This window comes from Stenotrophomonas maltophilia, from assembly GCF_013464485.1.
GTDB lineage: Bacteria > Pseudomonadota > Gammaproteobacteria > Xanthomonadales > Xanthomonadaceae > Stenotrophomonas > Stenotrophomonas maltophilia_AW.
In genome coordinates this window covers 14,465-34,014 of sequence record NZ_RAUX01000033.1, presented here as the reverse complement: position 1 = coordinate 34,014, position 19,550 = coordinate 14,465, and the positions used below count along the sequence as shown (strand labels likewise).

Here is a 19,550-nt window from a genome sequence, read left to right as displayed (position 1 = left end):
CAGCGGCAGGCCTCCATCACGCCTATATAGAAGGACACCGCTATGACCGCTGCCACCCAGGGCCGCAACACGAACCGCCGCGATGCTCAGCGCGTGGGCCACCTCATCAACCCCGGCACCCAGATTTGGGCCGGCACATTGATCGCACTTCTCACCACCAACGGCAACGCCGTGCCGGCCGGAACCGCCGGCTCGGGCGATGCAGTCGGCGTTGCCCAGGACGATGGATTCGGCGATGGCGCCGCCCAGGCGGACGCCTGGCGTGGCTACGCATTCCACTTCACCAACAGCGCCGCAGCCGATCAGATCACCCGCGCCGACATCGGAGCCAAGGCTTTCGTGGTCGATGACCAGACGGTGGCCAAGACCGACAACAGCGCCGCGCGCAAGGTCGCCGGCAAGATCATCGACGTGGACGCTGCTGGCGTCTGGGTCCTGGTCGGCTAATTCCCTCCCTTACTCGGAATCCCCTCGCATGATCATCAATCGCACCAATCTGTCCGGGCTCTATGTCGCGTTCAACGCGGCCTTCCGCCAGGGCCTGGGCCAGGCTCCCTCGCAGCACCTGAGCATCGCCACTCCGGTCCCGTCCACGACCGGTGCCGAAGAGTACGGCTGGCTGGGCGCGTTCCCCAGCGTGCGCGAGTGGATCGGTGACCGCGTCGTCAATGGCATCGAGACGCACGGTTACACGATCAAGAACAAGAAGTATGAAAGCACCGTCGGCGTGCCGCGCGACAAGATCGAGGACGATCAGTACGGCATCTACACCCCGATGATGCAGGAGATGGGGCGAGCGGTGGCAGCTCACCCGGATGAGCTGGTTTTCAGCTTGCTGCGCAACGGCAACGTGTCGCTGTGCTACGACGGCCAGAACTTCTTCGATACCGACCACCCGGTGCTGGGCGCGGATGGCACGACCACCACCCAGAGCAACTGGGACAACAACGGCGGCAACGGCCAAGCCTGGTATCTGCTGGACACCACCCGTGTACTGAAGCCGATCATCCTGCAGGAGCGCAAAGCGCCCAACTTCGTTGCCAAAACCAGCGAGACGGACGACAACGTGTTTGACCGCGCCGAGTACGTCTACGGCGTCGATTGCCGCCGCAACGTCGGCTTCGGCTTTTGGCAGCTCGCCTACGGCAGCCGCAAGGAACTGAACGAAGAGAACCTGGTGGCGGCCTACACCGCCATGGCTGAGCGTAAGGGCGACCACGGCCGACCGCTGGGCATCAAGCCCAGCCTGCTGGTGGTTACGCCGGGCATGAAGTTCAAGGCGGACAAGCTGGTCAGCGCGTCGACCTTGGCCAGCGGCGCAGAGAACGTCCTCAAAGGCCTGGTCAAGGTCGAAGACTCTTCCTGGCTGCTGTAACACCACCCCGGCCGGTGCCTTCGGGCAACCGGCCTCTCCCTCATCCGAAAATAGGAGTGGCCAGTGGCCAATCAGCAGATCATCGTGAAATCCAGGCAGGAGCGCGGCCGTTGGCGCGCAGGCCGACACTTCACCCGCCAGGGTGAAACCATCGACGTGGCCGACCTGAAGAAAGGCCAGCTCGACGCCATCAAGAGTGACCCGGAGCTGATCGTCCAGGACGTGGAGACCAAGGCCAAGGGTGAGCCGAGCGCTGACGAAGCGGCGATCGCTCGCGAGAAGGCGGCCACCAAGAACGCGGGCGGCAAGAAGGCCTGGGGCGAAGCCGAGGTCAAGGCGCAGGCAGCGGCCGGTCTGGATGCCGCAGCCTGGGAAGCGCTGGCGCCGGCCGAGCGCGTGCCGCAGATCGAGGCGCACCTGGGCAAGGACGTCTGACCCATGAGCTACATCACCCTCACGCAGCTGGCCGAGATCCCCGGCGCCCTGGAACTGGCGCAGGTGGCCACGGCAAAGGACCAACGTCCCGTGTCGGCCGCACTGATGGACGCCACGCTGCGCGGGGGTGATCGTAGCGCCTTCGATCCCGCCGAAATCGTCCGCGCCGACGCGTGCGTGGCGCGAATCCAGGAAGCGATCGCCCAAGCCGGCGCACTTATCGACGGATACCTGGCCAAGCGCTATCAGCTGCCCTTGGCGCAGATGGACACCATGCTGCCCACGTGGGCCCGGAGCATCGTTCGCTACCAGCTCCACGGCGATCGCATGTCAGATGAGCGCACCGATCCTATCGTGCGGGACTACCGAGATGCGATGAATTTTCTGCGGCTGATTGCCAAGGGTGACTTCCACCTGGGGGGCGCCGACCCGACCACCGGCACCACCGGCCTGGGCGACTTCCTCATCCATCCGGGGAACAAGGTGTTCGGCAGGGACGGCCGGCCGTGACCGTTGGCCCCTTCCCAGTCGGGGCGATCGTTGCCCGCCTCCAGGAGCAGGCCAAGGTGCTGCTCGAAGTGGGCAGCGCTGCCGACCTCAGCACCGCATTAGAGCAGCAGCCCAAGACGGCCGTGGCCGCGTTCGTGACATCGGCCGAGGTAGGGAAACCCTCGAAATACTCCACGAATGCCCTGCACATCCAGAATGTCGACGTCACGATTCGCGTGGTGCTGTTCGTCCGCAACTATGCAGGGGAAGCGACGGGCGCCGGCGCCCGCGATCAGATGGACAAGGAAGTGATTCCCGCCGTGCGCCAGGCGCTGGTCGGCTGGACCCCGGTCGACGCCTTCGATGCGCTCTCCTTCCAGGCGGGCCGCGACGAAGCCTTCAAGGCCGGCTGGCTCGTCAACCAGCAGGTGCTTACCACCAACTACCGCATGCAGGTATCCCGATGACGAACAAACCCACCCCGACCAGCGGCGGCGCTTGGCGCGTGATCGATGGCGCCTTGGTCGATGAGGCCAAGGCGAGTCCCACGCCGCCCCAGGTCACGCCGAAGGTCACCACCGATCCGGCGAAGCCTCCGCGCCAGCGGACCAACACCACCACATCGCCCACCGAGGAATAGCCCCATGGCACAGCCCCAACTCGAACCCTTCAAGCGTCGCGGCCTGGCGCTGGCCGTGCGCGCCGCTGCCGGCAGTCCTGTCGTGCCGGCGCCCGCAACCAATGGCGTCCTGCTCTTCAACGGCACCAGCGGGACCGAGTTCGACAAGATCGAACGCCCTATCGACCGCCCCTTCCTGACCGGCCAGCCCTTCGCTGTGGGCGCGCGCCGCGCCTACATTGAGGGCGAGTTTGAACTGTACCCGCCGACCTCGCCTGGCGGCGCCGCCGACAGCGACCCCGACTGCGGTGTGCTGCTGCTGCCGGCCGGCATGACCGTGGTCAAGGACGCCACGGAGAAAACCACTCGCTACAACCCCATCAGCACCAACATGGCGCTGAGCGATGCGAAGTTCTGGCACGCCGGCACCTTGAAGCACGTGCAGGCGGCCCGCCACAACCTGACCAGCCTGGCCATCACTGTCGGCGATCGCTTCAAGGGCAACGTTCGCGTCCAGGGCGACTACGAGACCATCGCCGAGGACGCCCTGCCGGAAATCGTCCTGCCGACCACGGTCCCCACCGTCGCCAGGGCGGACAACACCGTGACCACGATCAGCGTGCTGCCGGGCGGCGCTGCGCTGACCGTGTGGGCCAAGTCGCTCTCGGTGGACCTGGGCAACACGATCACCCCCAAGGAATACACCTCGCACAAGGAAACCGGCATCACCGATCGCGCGCCGACCTGGACGCTGCGTCTGGCCAGGACCGCCCTGGCCGACTTCAATCCCTGGACGCTGCGCGATGCTGCAACCCCGCTGGCCATCTCGCTGCGCCTGACCGAGCAGAGCAAGCTGTACAGCGAGCTGGGCATTCGCGGACAGATCGACACCATCAACGAGGTGGAGATCGATGGCGACTATGGCTGGGAGTTGTCCGGCCCGTGTGTGGCCAGCGATGCCGGCGGCGACGAGCTGTACATCGAATTCGGCGATTCCACCCCGTAAGCGAGCTACACTCCGCCCATTAGCCCCGCCACGCGCGGGGCTTCTTTTTTGCACTAACGGTTGTTAATCCCGATCGCGCAAAGCGCGCAGGCAAAGTGTTCCTGTCCCGTTCAAACGGGCATTGAACTACCTTCCCTAAAGGATTCAACCCCATGCTGAAACTCAAGAAAACCGCCACTGTGTCCCGCCCGGTGAAGCTGCGGCTGCCGACCGACAATCCGGACACCTTCAACGAAGGCACCATCACGGTCGGCGTCAAGATCCTGACCAAGGAACAGCTGAAGGATCTGGCCGACGCCGAAATCCACGACACCGAGTATCTGCGTCAGATCCTGGTGTCCGTGTCCGGTCTCGGCGATGAAAACGGCAATCCGATCGAGGGCGATGCCGCCCTGGCCGAGGTCTACACCGGCCCGTGGTCGACCTACCTGCAGAACGCCATCCTCCAGGACTACTGGGAGCAGTACGGCGAAGTCCGCGTAAAAAACTCCAAGCCGTCGCGCGGGCGCTAGTTGGGAAGGGTCCCCGCACTGGCGGCAGCGATCGGGACCATGAACCCGATTCTGCCGTCAGTGCGACGGACTTCCTGCGTGACGGTGGCAATGCGGAAGCTGCGGTTGAGGCGATCGAAGTCCTGTTCTTCAACTGGACGGCGGTGGCGGTGTTCCAACGCTGCAGGCCTCAGTGGATCACCGGTATGCACGCCCCCGTCTACGACGGCATCAGCGCCACGGAAATTAGCGCCGCTGCGGGTCTACTCGGCGTAGAACGCGAGGAATACCCAGATCTGTTGTTCTGCCTGGACGTGCTGATCCAGGCAACCCGCGAGGCCCGCTCCGAGGCCGCATAGGTGCCCCAGTGAACCCTACCGTCACCCTTCGATTGACCGCCGACAACAGCAGGCTGGTGCCTGTCACGCGCCAATCCAGGGAGGAAGTGGCGCAACTGGGTAAAGCATCGGCGGCCATGGGCCAGCAGGCACGCGCTGGTGCTGCCGGCGTTTCCTCTCTGGGCAACGCGTCGGACCAAGCCGCCCGCAAGGTCTCCGCCATGGGCGCGGTGGTGAACGTCGCCCGCACCGCTGTGGCCGGTGTTGTCGGCGCCCAGGCTTTGGCGTCGGTGGTCAAGCTGTCGGACGAATACGCCAACATCAGCGGGCGTCTGAAGCTTGCCACGGACGGCCACAAGGCGTTTGCCCAGGCTCAGTCAGAGGTGTTCAACATCTCCCAGCGCACTTCGACCGCGCTGGAGAGTACCGCGACCTTGTATGCGCGACTTTCGCAGTCTACGAAGGAGTACGGCATCAGCCAGCAGCGCCAGTTGGCGTTGACTGAGTCGATCAACCGCACCTTCGCCATCTCCGGTGCCAGTGCAGTCGCCGCGTCCAACACGATCACCCAGTTCACCCAGGCGCTGGCAGGCGGCGTGCTGCGGGCGGAAGAGTACAACTCGGTCATCGAGAATTCGCCGCGCCTGGCACAGGCGCTGGCAGATGGACTGGGCGTCTCGGCGGGCGAGCTGCGGAAGATGGTCAACGACGGTGCGGTGTCGATCGACAAGATCGTCGGCGCCCTGGAGAACCAATCGGCCACGATCCAGGCCGAGTTCAACCAGATCCCGCTGACGGTCGAGCGGGCCATGGTCCAGCTGCGCAACAGCGTCACGCGCTACATCGGCGAAGCCTCCCAGGAGCTGGGCGCGGGCAGCGGCCTGGCCGAGGGCGTGGCCTTCCTCGCCCAGAACATGGAAGCGGTGGGCGAGGCAGCCAACGTGCTGGCGGTGGCCTTCGGCGGCAAGCTGGTGGCCAACGTGCTGCAGGCCACGGCGGCGAAGATCGCATCCGCCGCCGCCAGTCGCGAGCTGGCCCGGCAGGAGCTGGTGGCCGCCCGTGCTGCCGAAGTGCAGGCCGCTGGCCAGCTCTCCCTGGCGCGCGCCGGCATGAGCGCGGCCGGTGGCACGGTCGCCGCCGAGCAGGCGCTGGCGGCGGCGCAGTTGCGTACCGCCGCCGCTGCCCAGGGCGCCTCGGTCGCGTTGACTGCCAAGGCAGCGGCGATGCGCGGTCTCAACGTGGCCATGGGCGCATTCGGTGGGCCGGTCGGCCTGGCCATCACCGCCTTGTCGCTGTTCGTCCTGTGGCTGCGCAACAGCGATAAGGAAGCCAAGGAGCTGTCCAAAACCGTGACGGCGGGGTTCCAGGCCGCCATTGGCACGCTGCAAGGCTTCAACCAGGAAACCGCCAACGCTTCCTTCGCCAACCTGGCCGGGTCCATCGAGACGCTCGATAAGGCTGGCGAGGAAGTGGACAAGCTGCGCAGGCGGTACGCCGACCTGGTGAGCGCTAAGAACATGTGGATGGCCCGCACGGGCAACACCCCGCCAGGCTTCGACAAGGATTTGCAGTCCGCCGCCAATGCACTCGACTCTGCCCGCGTGCGCCAGGAGCAGCTGACGGCCGGCTACGAGCGGTCGATCGACGTTGCCGCTGACCTGGTGCTGAAGTCCGCCGGCATTACCAATGCCACCAACACCCAGCGAGCGTCCCTGGAAGAGCTGTTGAAGCGCCAGGCCACCTCTGGCCAGACGCTGCAGCAGAACATGCCACTGCTGACCAAGTGGGCGACTGAGCAGTTCAACGTGGACACCGCCAACCGCCTGGCCAGCGCCAGCTTCGACAAGGTGGCCAGCGCCGCGCAGGCGTCGGGTGCGGCGATCAAGGCCGCGCTGCTGTCGGTCAACGAGGGTCTGGACAAGCAGATCAACACGCTGCAGCTGCAGCTGATCGAACAGACCCAGGGCAAGGCAGCTCGTATGCGCGCCGAGTTCATCACCAGCGCCGCAGCTCAGGGCCTCGACCCGACCAGCGCCGACTATCAGAAGCTGCGGGCCAAGAACGAGCAGGCCATCGCGCTGACGCTGTCCATCGAGCGCCAGACCAAGGCCACCCAGGCAGCCACCAAGGCTGATACGGACAGCGAGCGCAAGGCGGAAGAAGCCAAGCGCAAGCGCGACCAGCTGATCGAAACGCAGGCCCGGTACACCGCAGAGGCGGCGCTCACTGCTGCCGAGCTGCGCGGCCCCCTTGCCGCTGCCCAGGAACGCCAGAAGCAGCGCGAGGCCGAGCTGGACAAAGAGCTGGCCAAGGGCAACATCACCCAGGCCGCCCGCAACGACCTGGTCAAGGCGTCAGCCGCAGAGCTGGCCAAGCAGACGCAGGAGCTGAATCGCCGGCAGCAGGCCCCGCAGGCGCTGCTGGGCGACATGTCGACCGAGCTGCAGGTTCTGGGTCTGCTGGGCGACGCTCGGGAGCGTGCGCAGCGCCAGATGCGCGCCGAGCACGACATGCGCCAGGCCATCAACGAGGCCAACGAGGCCGGCGCGGGCATCAATGCGGAGATGACTCAGAGCCTGGTCAACCAGGCGGCCGCCTACGCCGATCTGTCCATCCAGGTCGAGCGCAATGCGGGCTACCTGGAAGAACTGGCGCGTGTCGGCGGCGACACCGTGGGCGGCATTGCCGATCTGCTGATCGATGCGTTCGACGATGGCCTGGATGAATCCAAGAGCTTCTTCGACCAGCTGAAGGACATCTTCAAGCGCGGTTGGCGCGACCTGTCCAGGACGGTAATGGAGCAGAATTTTGTCCGCCCGATGCAGGACATGTTCAACCAGATGCTGAGCAAGGGCACCTCCAGCCTGTTCAGTGGTGGTAGTGGCGGCGGCAACTGGCTGAGCAGCATCGCCGGTCTGTTCGGCAAGGGTGGCGGCGTGGCCAGCGGTGCCGGCGCTGCCGCCAACAGCTGGGCAGGCTCGATGATGGGCTTTGGCAACGTGGGCAACCTGGCCGGGATTGCAGGCGCCAACAGCGGCATCCTGACCGGTGCCGGCGCAGCAAGCAGCGCTGCAGGCGCGGGTGCTGGCGCCGGCTCGGGCGCACTGGCGGGACTGACCGCGATCCCGATCGCTGGGTGGATTGCGGCCGGCATGATGCTCAACAGCAGTTTCTACAAGCAGGGCTGGAACATGGACGGTCAGACCACCGACATGACCGAGACCCTTTTCAAGTCGACCGCCAAGGGAAACTTCCTCGGCCCCGTCCTGGGCACCATGACGGCCGGCATCGGCGCGGTTGATCGCCTGTTGAAGGGCATTGGCCTGGGCAGCTCGGCCGCGTCGCTGATCTCGGGCAGCGCCCTGTGGTCGCGCGCCTTCGGTCGCCAGGCGCCCAAGGTCACTGGCCAAGGCATTGAGGGCTCGTATGGGTTTGATGGGTTCTCCGGCCGGAGTTACGCCGACATCAAGCAAAAGGGCGGCTGGTTCCGCAGCGATAAGAAGTGGACCCAGTACGGCGACGTCGATCCAGGCATCAGCCAGCTCTTCAGCTCGGCGGCGGCCCAGGTGAAGAGCGGCGTTTCCGAGCTGGCCAAGCAGCTCGGGATGGACGTCAGCGGCCACCTGGCCAACGTGCGCGTGGATATCGGCAAGCTGCAGCTGGATGCAGACCCGGAGAAGGCAAAGGCCCAGCTCGAAGATGCCGTCAACAAGATGGTGGCAAACCTGTCGGGCGAGGCAGTCAAGGCGCTGGGGTTGTCGAGCCTGATGGACAAGGGCTTCGAGGCGACCGACATCATGGGCGCCGCCGCAGGCGCGGTTGGTTTGACCAATGGATCTGTAGAAGAGCTGTCCGCCACCCTGGACGTGTTCCAGCGCATGGCGAAGGAATCGGGCCGGACGCTCACCGAGCAGACCGAGGCGATGGCCAGCGCAGCCAAGAGCTACGCCGAGGTGGCTGCATCGGCCCAGGAGGACGTGGCCACCGCAGGGCTCAGCTCGTTTGCTAAATCCATGCTGTCCATCCGCCGCGAAGAGCAGCAGCGCATTGCGACGCTGAAGGAACAGGCCAAGGCACTCGGCGGCCTGTCGGCACGCGAGTCCGATTTGATGGCCGTGCGCCAGGCAGCCGAACAGAAGGCAAACGACCTGGTGAAGTCGCTGCAGTCCGAGCTGGTCGACCTGGCGCTGAATCGCGTCAACGATCAGATCCAGCGCTTGGGTGGCTCGGCAGAGGGCGCGAGCGACAAGCTGGGCGACTTCCTCAATTCCCTGCGCCTGAGCGACACGCTTTCGGTCAACACCGATGCGCAGAAGCGCTCCACCGCTTCGGATCTGATGAGCAGCGCCGCTGCCAGCGGCAATGTGGACAGCTTCATCACCTACGCCCAGCGATTCCTGGAAGTGAGCCGCGCCATGAACGCATCCGGCTCTCGCTACCAGGCCGACTACGCCGAGGTGATGCGGATGGCGCAACAGTTCGGAGCCGATGGCAGCGCCAACTCCCTGGAGCAGCTGTATGCCCAGCGCGAGGCCCTGCAGGCGCAGCAGGAGGCCGCAGCGCGACTGGATCGTGCGCAGCGCATCGCCCAGGGCGTGGCCGACCTTGCCGGCGTCAAGGGCGGTGATCCGCTGGAGATCCTGCGCAACACCACGGGCATGACCCCGGAAGACCTGGCCAAGGATCTGGGCCTGTCGATCGCCGAACTGTCGGAGTACCTCACCGCGCAGAACACCGACCTCAGTGACCTGGCCGAGATCCTCAACGATCTGCCCACTCGCATTGCCCAGGCGATGGTTGCCGCCCTGCGGGGCGAGGCACTGCCCACCGCCTCCTTCGGTGGCCGCAGCTCCAGCGCCCCTGGCGAGATGACCTCACCCGGCTACGGTCCTTCGGAGCCGCTCCTGGTCGAGATCCGTGACGGCATCCGGGCACTGGGCCGCAGCACAGAACAACGGGCTTTGAACGACCTATGACGCGTCCTGTACTGCTGTTGGAAATCGGCGACATTCCCCTGCCGGTGGTGACGCCGGCAGTCGCTCCTGCGGGCAACTGGTCGCAGGCGGTCTACACCCCGCCTGCAGTGGTGCCACCGATCCCGGAAGTCACGCCCACGCCAGTGGCTGATGGCATCCTCCTGGAATGGGAGCCCGTCCGTGTGGGCTACGTCCAGTACATCATCGAGCGATCGCGCGCAGCTACCGGGCCGTGGGCAGAGATTGCCCGCACCTCGGCGACTCGCTACCTGTACACCGGTCCGCGCGATGGGCTGTGGTACTTCCGTGTAACGGCCAGCGTGAATGGCCGGCCGGGGCTGGGCGGCATCGCAAACGGCCAGTCCAAGGACGTGCCGGGGATGCAGGAGATTGTCGACCACATCAAACAGTCGGAAATCGGGCAGCAGCTCGTTACCGCGATCGACGGCATTGATGTCAACTCGGAAACGATCGTTAAGCAGGCCCTGGAGCAGTACGAACTGGCCAACGGCACGCGGCAGAACCGCGCGTACATCGCCCACGTGGAGGAAACCTCGGTGACTGTCGACCAGGCGCGCGCCATGGTCCAGGACACGGTTGCTGCCGAAACCGGGCCCATTCGAGCAATCGCACAGGAGACGACGAAGGCGATAGCGGATCTCAATGGGAAATCGGAAGCGTCCCACTCGATCCGCACACAGCTGAACATCAACGGCAAGCACTACATGGCCGGCATCGTGGTGGGCGTCTACTCCGATGGTGACCTGGTGCAGCGTGAAGTGCTGGCGCTGGCCGACACGTTTGGCGTGCTGTCCACGGCTTCCGACGGCACGGTGTATTCGCCTTTCATCATCAACAACGGCAAGGTCTACATCAACCAAGCCTTCATTGGTGACGGCTGGATCAATAACGCCATGATCGGCAACACGATCCAGTCGGATAACTTCCTCTGGGATGAAGGTGCCGGCATCTATCGTGGCTGGCAGATCCTGAAGACTGGCCAGGCCCGGTTCGCGGGCGACGTGCTGGTGCGTGGCACCGTGATTGCCGAGGCAATCTCCGGGCGATTCCAGCGGACCCAGGTCTTCACCTGGTCCGGCGTCCTCAGTGCCGACTTCACAGGCTTCACAACCGAGTTTGTCCTGGACGCGCCCATCCGATACGGCGACAGCCACCAGCCCGTGCTGATGATCGAGCTGTCGATGGAGAACGATGGCGACCACTCCCGCGATGGCGTGATCACCATCCAGTACCTGATTAATGGCAACTGGGTGGATCTGCGCACCAAGACATTCACCCTGGCCGCGTCCACGCAGCCCACCAACGTGATGATCGTGCCCGACAGCTACGTGTCGACCGCACGCCGGTATCGCATCCGCGTCAGCCGCGGAACCAACAGCTGGGGCAGCTGGCGCCTGACAGGCGTCACCGCCCAGATCACAGGAATGAGGTAATCGATATGGTCGACGTTATCCCCCAGGCAGTAGCGGTGCCCGACCTTGCGGCACTGGCGCAGGCGGTTCAGGCGCTGGTCGCGCAGGTGCGACTGTTCCAGGACCAGCAGGTCAATCTGTACGGCACCGCCGAGCTGATCGCCTCGGTGACCGATGGCGAGGGCAACGCCAAGATCATTCCGTCTTGGCGGGCGGTGCAGAGTGCCGGCAGCGAAGCCGGCGCCAACGCCGACCTGGCGGCGGCGTCGATCTACAACAAGGTGGTCATTGCCGACGCTGGCAGTGCGCTTCAGCTCGCAACCGGCAGCGGCGCCAGCTTCTGGCAGATCCAGTTGTCGCAGCCCAGCTGCGCACTGACCCTGCAGACGCCCGCTATCGAAGCCACACGCATGAAACAGGTCACCCTGCTGCTGCGCCAGGGTAGCGGTGCCAACCAGGTCGCCTGGCCAGCCAACGTGGTGTGGCCGTTCGGGCAGAAGCCCGTGCTGTCCTACGAGGCCGGCCAGTTCGACCTGGTCACGCTGCTGTTCAACGGCGGCGATCAGTGGCTGGGGTTCTTCGCTGCGGGAGGATTTGCATCGTGAAGGCAGGCTTTCTGAGTCATGAGGCATCGCTCCGCGCCAACGCCCTGAGCCTTGCCTACGGCCATGCCAGGTTCCTGCAGCGGAATACCGGCACGACGCTTGCCGGCGACGTCCAGCACTACGTGCTGAACCCCGAGGGGGTGCTCGCCAACAATCGGCATTTCATTGGCTACACCCGCCAGGAGTACCAGCCCAATGGCGATGCGACGACCGAGGGCCAGGCGCTGCTGATCACCGGCTATGCCCACATGTACCAGGCCACCAGGGACCCGGTCTGGCTGCAGGGCGCGGTCCACTACTGGGAGGCATACGTCAATCACTTCTATGACGGCCAGGCCATCCCTGTGCCCGCTGCCCCCTGGTACTGCAACTGGATCGTCAACGGCAAGGAACCGGTGGTCGCGCACTACCCGCTGCATCCCGACTACCCGACCCAGGGCGGTTTCAAGAGCGTGCCGCTGATGTTCACCCAGGGCCGCACGCAGATCCCGCACGGCGCTCCGTTCTGGGGCGAGTGGCTCGACGTGGCCAGCTTCGCCCACCGTGGGCATCTGGCATGGCCGGCGATCAACGCCAACGTGCAGAAGATCGCCGAGGAGGTGGACTGGGCGGCCATCTACAGCAACTGGCGCAGGCTCAGCACCGAGGCTCCCTGGGACCCCAAGGCGTGGATCGATTGGCAGGGCTACCTTGGCGATGAGTACACGCCTGTGTGGGGCTCGGGAGGTCGGGGTGTCGAGTACGCCCTGGACTGGATCATCACCTGGTCGGGCGAGAAGGTGGACTGGGATGGCAATGTGATCAGCACCGGACACCAGCCCAGCGAGTTCGGCACAGTGCAGCTGCAGGACGCGGGGCTCAACGGCTGCTATCTGCTCAACTTCGCCGTGAAGCTGCCCGTAGCGGACGGCGGCACATTGATCCCCCGCAACAAGCCCTGGCACAACCGTCCCATCAACGTACCGGTGCCCACCCGCGCCATGTCCAATGCTGCCGATGCGGAGCAGTGGTTCGGCGAGGCCAGCCACTTGTTGTGGGAGATCACTGGCGAGGCACGATATCGCCAGGCCTTCGAGTGCGTCATGGAGACGTGCCGCCTCTATGCCGACATCGACCGTTTCGACCAATTCTTCCGCCGCTCGACCGCCGCCAGCACGCCATGGACAGATGGCATCAGCTACGACTACGCCTATCCGTCTTCCGCCGTGCCCGAGTTTGGCCGCGATGCGTCGGGCCTGATCACGATTCGGCAGGCCCAGGCTGCGCAGCAGACGCTCGAACAGCAGGCCATCTGGATGCGCGTCACGACGGCCAGTCAGCTCCACATTGAGCTGGGCGGCTGTGGCGACAGCGGTAAGCCGCTGCGCGTCCGCTGCAAGCTGCAGCTGTCGCCGGTAAAGGCTGAGGATCACCCAGCGGCCGTTGAATACGTGGCGCCGATTCCCGACACGGCCGATATGTCGGTGAAGACGTACACGATCCAGCTGGGCCAGTTCATCCGAGAAGCATCGCCCGATGGCATGCCCTACATCGTGGCCGACCCCCGCATGATTGCCCCTTATGGCGGTGCCGCCTTGGAGACCCGCTATGTCCTGGACATCCTCGGCGATCGCGCCGGCACCACGTGTCGGCTGGAGATGAACGAGGATGGCGGCGCCAGCGTGGGCTTCTGGCTGCTGCCCAACGAGCGGGCCGAGGTGAAGCGAATCACATACCGGTCTGGTGCCGACGCCTTCAACATCCGCATCGAAGACTCGGCGGGATGGCGTTGGTGGTGGATGGTCCCAGCCACCAACGGAGAGTGGCGAACGATCGACCTGCCGGTGTCGGACCTGCGATTCTCCGGTTACCAGCCAAACCAGGACGGCCGCCCGCGCCCGGTTGGCCCGGACTACACCGGTTCATCGGAGTTCACCCTGTTGCTCGATGACACGCCTGTCGGCGCTACCGGCTGGTTGGAGTGGTACTGCATCAACGACGTGCCGCCGCGCTTCGACTCCGACAGCGCTTACACCATGATGTTCAGCGTGACGTTTTCAGGCGAAGAAGCGTACAACGCGCTGCTCGGTGACTGCCGGATCGAGAAGTACCGCGACGACAACCTTGCTTACACGCCAGGCGTGATCCCGTTCTCCAACAACCTGGACCCGTTTTCCCAGCAGTTCGACGGGTGGCATGGCATGCCGTACCCCGGCTATCAGTACCCGTGGATCTGGGCGATCACCGACGACGATGCACCTTTGAACAACATGGTGGAGTTCCTCTACGACTCGCAGCAGGCCTACAAGCGCCGCTTCGGCGTGCTGGGTCCTGGTGCAGCTGCGTACTACTGGAACCGCTGGGACAGCCTGAGCTATGGCCCAGCAGACACCTTTGCTTTCACGCACTGGGGCAACGGTGAGCCGTGGTCGGGCTATCAACCGCGCGCCTTCCTGGGCGCAGCGCTGGCCTGGTACACGCTTAAACAGCGCAACCGAGTAGTGCCGATTCACCTGCGCGACTACGTCAACAACTGGCTGCGCTGGCTGGCGCAGTTCCAGGCGGATCACAATGGGTTGAACCCCACTGAGTTTCCCTCCGATGCGCTGCCGCGCGTGCCTGCAGACGACTTCACCGGCCACATGACCGGCCTGTGGTTGGCGGGCGCCTGTTACGCCGCCCTTGCCGGTGCCGATGCGGTGCCGGCTCACACGGTCATCAACAACTCTATGAAGGAGCTTCAGGACAACTACAAGGTGGTGTCGGCTGGCCACGTCATGAACGGCTGCTGGTCGCCGGCTGTGCGCGCGTCCTCCGATAACGGCATGTTCTTCGGCTTCTGGGCAGGTGAGATCCTGCGAGCCATCGGCCTCTATCTGACCTACCTGCCGAGGATGTCCGCATGACGGAAGCCGTTGCGAAATTCGCCGAGGCGCCGCTCGGTCCTGATCTGCTGGTGCTCGATGGTGGCCGCAGCCTTCTGGCTGTCGGCCCCGCTGCAGGGCTGAACCGCATGGCCCGCGCTGACATCGGTCAGTCCCAGGGCATGCATGGGGTTGAGTTCGTGTTCTGGGGCGAGGCCGCTGCGACTGCAACGGTGGGCGTAGTGAGCGAGGGTGCCGCGACCAATGCAGAGGTCGGATTCTCTGCCGGCATCGGCTGGCGCCTGCACACAGGTGAGGTCTTCGTCGATGGTGTCCTAGTGACTTCGGGTATTCCCGTGGTGACCACTGCTGTGATCGTGGGCCTACGCGTTTCGATCACCGACCAAGGCGTGGATGCCACGTTCTACCGCGACGCTCAGGTGGTTGCGCAGGCGCACCGTGCGGCAGGGCCGCGCGTCTTCTTTGCCGTGTCACTGGCCAGCGAGGAGAAGCGCGAGCTGCGGTGCATCGTCAATGCGGGGCAGTGGCGCGGTCGCGGCGCTGTATCTGATGGGCTTCAGTGGGGGCTTCCAGCCGAAGAGGTCGAGCCTCTGCGTCTCGGCAGCGAAGACTACTTCACCGATGCCACCGACGATCCGGCAGATACTCCGTTCCACGGCCTGCTGCAGGCCGATGGCCTGAACACTGTGGCCAGCGTCTCTTTCTGGCCTTGGGATAACGCCTCACGCGGCGGAACGGCGACGGTGCGCATCCTGGACGCTGAGGGGCGTTTCGATGGCATGGCGCTGGGCGCCATGCGCAACGTCCCCGTGCGTATCAGCCAGGTGCAGCAGGGCGCTCCCCTCAGTTCGGCAGAGCCGGTCGGGCGCTATGTGTTGGACCGGGTGGATATCGAAAGCGACGGTGTCAAATCGCTGGTGCTGCGCGACGCTCATGATGACCTCGACCGCTCACTGCATCAGGCGGTGTTCCTGCCCTCGGTGAGCGATAGCCTGGCCTGGGCGCCTCAGCCGGTGGTGATCGGCTCCGTGCGCAGCGTTCCTACTACGGGAATCAACAGCGATGGCAGCGTACGCTGGGTGAGTGATGCGCCGCTCCGCAGCCTGGGCGCGGTACTGGATCGCGGCGCGGCCCTCGATGCCGGCGATGGCTATGCCCTTTCCACGGATGGGCAGCAGATCGCCCTGAAGTCGCCGCCGCTGGGGCCCGTAATCGCGGACGTGTCGACCCAGGAGGCGATGGCTCCGGCAACCCTGCAGCAGTTCCTGGCGAACGTGTTCGGCCGACTTGGCAAATCAGCTTGGGACTCTGCTGGCGCCGCTCAGATCGATGCTGTTACTGGCTATGCCGGCATCGGTTACTACGCGGGCGAAGGCGCCACCGCGCGCACGGCGTTGCAATCGGTTCTGCCGAGCTATGGCGCGGACTGGTGGCAGGATGCGGCTGGGGTGTTGCGCATTGCTCGATTGACCGCGCCCGAAGACACTCCGGACGAACAGATCGCCTTTGACATTGATTGGCGCGAGCTGGGTGCGGATCTGATCGTGCTGCCCGATCTGGCTCCCAACCTGTCCCGGCGAATGGCCTTCCAATTGAACGCGCAGCCGCTCTCCAGCGCCGACCTGATCACCGACCTGGTGCAGCTGCCGCCGCAGCGCCGGCAGGAACTGACATCGCCCCAGCGAGGGCAGGTTTACGCGGCGGGCGAGCTGGCGAGGCGATATGCCCACGCCGATGCCGCAGCCCCAATGCTGTCGTGGTTCGACCGGCGCGAGGATGCACAGGCGGAGATTGACCGCGTGGTTGCGATCTACGCCGTGCCGCGCAACTTCTACGCCGGCAAGTTTGCCGCCAGGCCGGATCTGCACCTGCAGGTCGGCCAGGTGGGGCGACTTACCTACAGCCGTTATGGGCTGCAGGCCGGGCGCAAGGTCCTGGTTACGGGGGTCATGAGCAACCCGGTGACGGGCACGCACACCATCAAGTTCTGGGGAATGTGATGCTGATCGGATACGAACAGATCGCCATGAATATCGCCTTGCTGGAGGGCAGCATCTTCAACGCGGCCGCACTGACCGATGGGCGCCCCAGCAGCGTTTGCCGGCTGCGCAATGCGGGCGGTACCTGTCAGCTCCGCTGCACGCCGCTGGCGCCGGCGCCTGTACGGATCGTCAGTCTACTGGGCCTGAGCTGCGCGCCGGGCACGATGGTTTCCGTGACAGGGGTAGACGCGCAGGGTGACCCCATTGTCCTGGGCGGGAATGCAGCAGGGCAGCCGGCCGTCGCTTTGGCGGACGGGAGCGTGGCGGCCTGGTTCGTCCTCGCCGAAGGCCTGGTCCTGTCGGGCGTCACGATTCAGCTCCAGACCGACCAGGTCGACGTGGGCGAGCTGGTCGTTACGCCGGCAGTGGAAACACCCATTGAACCGCAGTGGTCCTCGGAACGCGTCGATCCCAGCGTCGTGGAGCGAACCCTCGGCGCCGGGCTGAATGTGGTGAAGCGCCGGACCTACCAGCGTCTGAGGGTCGCCTTTCGACGCGCCGATCTGGCAGAGGCCAGGGCCAAGGGCTTGGCGAATGGCCTGGACTGGGACGCCCTGGCCGCGCGCGTCAGCGGCTCGGCTCGCGTCGCGGTGATCCCCCGGTGGCAGCAGGCAGGCGGGGCGCTCCACGCCAATGAGATCCATCGGACGGCGGTCTATGGCCAGGCTGCGCCCGGCGCCATCAGCCACTTGGGCGGCGACTACTACGGCACGGCTTGGGTGTTCGAGGAAGTGCCGCCGCTCTGAGGCAGGCGGGCCGGGACCCGTGCGCTGGCCTCCTGGCTATGGCTACTCCAGCCAATCAAAGGGGGGAGGGATCGCCGCCTTGGCCAGCCTGTTGGCTCTCACGGCCTCACGCCACTTGGTAATCTTGGCCACATCCTCGCGTAGCCGCACCTGGTGCCTAGCCACCCACAGCTCTGCCCCTGTCCGTCCCTGCTCGTAACTGGTGCACACACGCGCGGGCCCGGCTGGTCCGTTCCGGTGGCGGTCTAGAGAGGCAATCCAGATGTCGTCGTTCACCCGCTGGTCCATGGAAACGACCCACACCCCTTCGCAGGCAATCACCGTCAGCGGGTCCTCTGTCCGGCTGACATAGCGTTTTGTCCAGTAGAAGTCGGGGGGCAGCGGCATGGCGTGAGGATACGGCTCGCCGTCGCGAAGGCTGCGACAACGGCGGCGGGCGGCCGGACAAGCCCCCTGCGAACCCCATTCAATGAGGGGTTGAAGAGCGTTCTAAGTCCCCAGTTTGGCCCGTTTAGGCCGGTATCAAACCAAGTGTCCGCATTTCGCAAACCTCGCGTCCGCCTACAGCCGCGCGGATTGATCGACCGCCGAGGGCAACGGCATCGACAATAGATGCAAATGATTCTCTTTTGCTGTAAGGTGCAGCCGCTGCCCTTGCCGCCGCGGGCTGTTCCCTTTCCCAGTTGTCGCCCGCCCCGTGTCCACGCCTGTCGAACCGACGGATGTCGCGCATCTGTGCGCAGCCCATTACCGGCCGCTGCACGCCCATGTCCGCCGCAAACTCCCACAACGCAGCGACGCTGATGACGTCGTCCAGGAAACCTGGCTGCGCGTCGTCAAGGTCGCCGCCAGCGGCCTGTTGAGCAATGGCCGCGCATACCTGTACCGCGTTGCCCACAACCTGATCGCCGATCACTACCGGCAGCGCCAGCGCCGTCGCGAAGAGGTGCTGGACGACGCCCAGCTGCATGCCATCGCCGATTCTGCGCCTCTACCGGACCAGCGTCTGCTGGATGCCGAACAGCTGCGCCATCTCGACGCGATCATCGCCGCATTGCCACCACGCTCGCGCCAGGTGTTCCTGCTGGCCCGTGTGGAACAGATGGCACTGGCCGAGATTGGCCGCCAGCTCGGCATCAGCCGACAGACCGCGCACGGCCACCTTCTGCGCGCGCTGGTCGCATTGCAGCAGGTTCCTGGCGCATGAGCCAGGAGACCATTGCACGCGAAGCCGCGCGCTGGTGGCTGGATGGGCACGATGGCGACCGCGATGAGAGTGCGTTCGAGCAGTGGTGCCGCGCCGATCCACGCCATGCCGCACAGTACCAGCACCTGCAGGAGCTATGGCGGGCCGGAGCAACGTTGCCCAGCCTGCAACGGCAACAACAGCGCCGGCAACGGCGCCGCGTACGCGAGGTTGGCATCGCGGTGCTGCTGCTGTGTGCGCTCGGCCTTTACAGTCGGCATGCTTCGCCACCTGCCGCACAGGTACTGCGTACGGCGTCCGGCGAGATCCGCGACGAGGCCCTGCCGGACGGTTCACATGTGCTGCTGTCGCCGGGCAGCGAAGTGCGGGTGCGCATCGACGCACAGCGCCGCCAGCTGGAGCTGCAGCGCGGACAGGCCGGGTTCCAGGTCGCAGCAGACGCCCGCCGGCCATTCCAGGTGCATACCCCACAGGGCACGGTCACCGCACTGGGGACCGCATTCGATCTTGCCGTGCAGGACAACAGCAGCGTGGTCACCGTTACCGAGCATCGCGTGCGCGTGGACAGCGGCAACGTCAGCATGCTGGTCGACGACGGCGAGCAGCTGCGCTTCGACGGGCAGGCAGCAATCCATGCAGCAACCGTCACCCCCGGCACCTTGGCCTGGCGCGAGCGGCGCCTGCATTGGGTCTCAGCCCCGCTGGCCGACGTCACGCAAGGCCTGGACCGCTGGCACGGCGGGCACACGTGGATCATTGGCGAGCAGCTGCGCCAGCAGCCGGTCACCTTGATTGGGAGTGCCGGCGGTGCCGCCGGCAATCGCGACCAGCTGGCCACTCAACTGCACGTGCGAGTGCTGCGCTTCGGCGCGGGCATACAGGTGTGGCTGCCGCCACGCAGGGAACAGCGTGATGAACCCTGAC

16 protein-coding genes are annotated in these 19,550 nt (G+C 65.4%); all 16 read left to right on the top strand.

Annotated features, from left to right (window positions below):
* The first annotated feature begins 42 nt into the window (after positions 1-42).
* Positions 43-447 carry a hypothetical protein gene (locus D7Y61_RS15190; RefSeq protein WP_180867351.1) on the top strand — a complete coding sequence of 135 codons (405 nt, stop codon included), beginning with the start codon at positions 43-45 and terminating at the stop codon, positions 445-447.
* Positions 448-475: 28 nt separating this feature from the next.
* On the top strand, positions 476-1,375 hold the full coding sequence (locus D7Y61_RS15185; RefSeq protein ID WP_180867348.1) for a Mu-like prophage major head subunit gpT family protein: 900 nt from the start codon (positions 476-478) through the stop codon (positions 1,373-1,375).
* An 84-nt stretch (positions 1,376-1,459) separates the two neighbouring features.
* Complete coding sequence (locus tag D7Y61_RS15180) at positions 1,460-1,810, top strand: hypothetical protein (protein ID WP_180867345.1); 351 nt, start codon at positions 1,460-1,462, stop codon at positions 1,808-1,810.
* 3 nt (positions 1,811-1,813) lie between these two features.
* Complete coding sequence (locus D7Y61_RS15175) at positions 1,814-2,320, top strand: gp436 family protein (RefSeq protein ID WP_180867342.1); 507 nt, start codon at positions 1,814-1,816, stop codon at positions 2,318-2,320.
* Positions 2,317-2,766 (top strand): phage tail terminator protein, encoded by a 450-nt coding sequence (locus tag D7Y61_RS15170; RefSeq protein ID WP_180867341.1) that lies wholly within the window; start codon positions 2,317-2,319, stop codon positions 2,764-2,766. The genes D7Y61_RS15175 and D7Y61_RS15170 overlap by 4 nt, the downstream gene beginning before the upstream one ends.
* Positions 2,763-2,939 (top strand): hypothetical protein, encoded by a 177-nt coding sequence (locus tag D7Y61_RS15165; RefSeq protein ID WP_180867338.1) that lies wholly within the window; start codon positions 2,763-2,765, stop codon positions 2,937-2,939. Before D7Y61_RS15170 ends, D7Y61_RS15165 begins: the two co-directional genes overlap by 4 nt.
* A gap of 4 nt (positions 2,940-2,943) precedes the next feature.
* A complete protein-coding gene (locus D7Y61_RS15160; RefSeq protein WP_180867336.1) occupies positions 2,944-3,924 on the top strand; it encodes a phage tail tube protein in 981 nt (326 codons plus the stop codon).
* Positions 3,925-4,076: 152 nt separating this feature from the next.
* Positions 4,077-4,436 (top strand): hypothetical protein, encoded by a 360-nt coding sequence (locus tag D7Y61_RS15155; protein ID WP_049451748.1) that lies wholly within the window; start codon positions 4,077-4,079, stop codon positions 4,434-4,436.
* Positions 4,437-4,621: 185 nt separating this feature from the next.
* A complete protein-coding gene (locus tag D7Y61_RS22800; RefSeq protein ID WP_414499145.1) occupies positions 4,622-4,774 on the top strand; it encodes a hypothetical protein in 153 nt (50 codons plus the stop codon).
* Positions 4,775-4,782: 8 nt separating this feature from the next.
* Positions 4,783-9,729, top strand: coding sequence for a tape measure protein (locus D7Y61_RS15145; RefSeq protein ID WP_180867333.1), 4,947 nt, complete (start codon positions 4,783-4,785; stop codon positions 9,727-9,729).
* Positions 9,726-11,183, top strand: a complete 1,458-nt coding sequence (locus tag D7Y61_RS15140) for a DUF1983 domain-containing protein (protein ID WP_180867330.1) — start codon at positions 9,726-9,728, stop codon at positions 11,181-11,183. Before D7Y61_RS15145 ends, D7Y61_RS15140 begins: the two co-directional genes overlap by 4 nt.
* A 460-nt stretch (positions 11,184-11,643) precedes the next feature.
* Positions 11,644-14,652, top strand: coding sequence for a phage tail protein (locus tag D7Y61_RS15135; protein ID WP_180867328.1), 3,009 nt, complete (start codon positions 11,644-11,646; stop codon positions 14,650-14,652).
* Positions 14,649-16,631, top strand: coding sequence for a hypothetical protein (locus D7Y61_RS15130; protein ID WP_180867325.1), 1,983 nt, complete (start codon positions 14,649-14,651; stop codon positions 16,629-16,631). Before D7Y61_RS15135 ends, D7Y61_RS15130 begins: the two co-directional genes overlap by 4 nt.
* On the top strand, positions 16,631-17,419 hold the full coding sequence (locus D7Y61_RS15125) for a hypothetical protein (RefSeq protein ID WP_180867323.1): 789 nt from the start codon (positions 16,631-16,633) through the stop codon (positions 17,417-17,419). The genes D7Y61_RS15130 and D7Y61_RS15125 overlap by 1 nt, the downstream gene beginning before the upstream one ends.
* A 697-nt stretch (positions 17,420-18,116) precedes the next feature.
* Complete coding sequence (locus tag D7Y61_RS15120; protein WP_180867320.1) at positions 18,117-18,626, top strand: sigma-70 family RNA polymerase sigma factor; 510 nt, start codon at positions 18,117-18,119, stop codon at positions 18,624-18,626.
* A complete protein-coding gene (locus D7Y61_RS15115; protein WP_180867318.1) occupies positions 18,623-19,549 on the top strand; it encodes a FecR family protein in 927 nt (308 codons plus the stop codon). Before D7Y61_RS15120 ends, D7Y61_RS15115 begins: the two co-directional genes overlap by 4 nt.
* The last annotated feature ends 1 nt before the right edge of the window (position 19,550 follow it).

What these genes read in the sequence shown, in the direction of transcription:
- D7Y61_RS15125 (WP_180867323.1), top strand. Translation starts at nt 16,631, where the DNA reads ATGCTGATCGGATACGAACAGATCGCCATGAATATCGCCTTGCTGGAG.
- D7Y61_RS15175 (WP_180867342.1), top strand. Translation starts at nt 1,814, where the DNA reads ATGAGCTACATCACCCTCACGCAGCTGGCCGAGATCCCCGGCGCCCTG.
- D7Y61_RS15190 (WP_180867351.1), top strand. Translation starts at nt 43, where the DNA reads ATGACCGCTGCCACCCAGGGCCGCAACACGAACCGCCGCGATGCTCAG.
- D7Y61_RS15115 (WP_180867318.1), top strand. Translation starts at nt 18,623, where the DNA reads ATGAGCCAGGAGACCATTGCACGCGAAGCCGCGCGCTGGTGGCTGGAT.
- D7Y61_RS15130 (WP_180867325.1), top strand. Translation starts at nt 14,649, where the DNA reads ATGACGGAAGCCGTTGCGAAATTCGCCGAGGCGCCGCTCGGTCCTGAT.
- D7Y61_RS22800 (WP_414499145.1), top strand. Translation starts at nt 4,622, where the DNA reads ATGCACGCCCCCGTCTACGACGGCATCAGCGCCACGGAAATTAGCGCC.
- D7Y61_RS15185 (WP_180867348.1), top strand. Translation starts at nt 476, where the DNA reads ATGATCATCAATCGCACCAATCTGTCCGGGCTCTATGTCGCGTTCAAC.
- D7Y61_RS15140 (WP_180867330.1), top strand. Translation starts at nt 9,726, where the DNA reads ATGACGCGTCCTGTACTGCTGTTGGAAATCGGCGACATTCCCCTGCCG.
- D7Y61_RS15160 (WP_180867336.1), top strand. Translation starts at nt 2,944, where the DNA reads ATGGCACAGCCCCAACTCGAACCCTTCAAGCGTCGCGGCCTGGCGCTG.
- D7Y61_RS15155 (WP_049451748.1), top strand. Translation starts at nt 4,077, where the DNA reads ATGCTGAAACTCAAGAAAACCGCCACTGTGTCCCGCCCGGTGAAGCTG.
- D7Y61_RS15165 (WP_180867338.1), top strand. Translation starts at nt 2,763, where the DNA reads ATGACGAACAAACCCACCCCGACCAGCGGCGGCGCTTGGCGCGTGATC.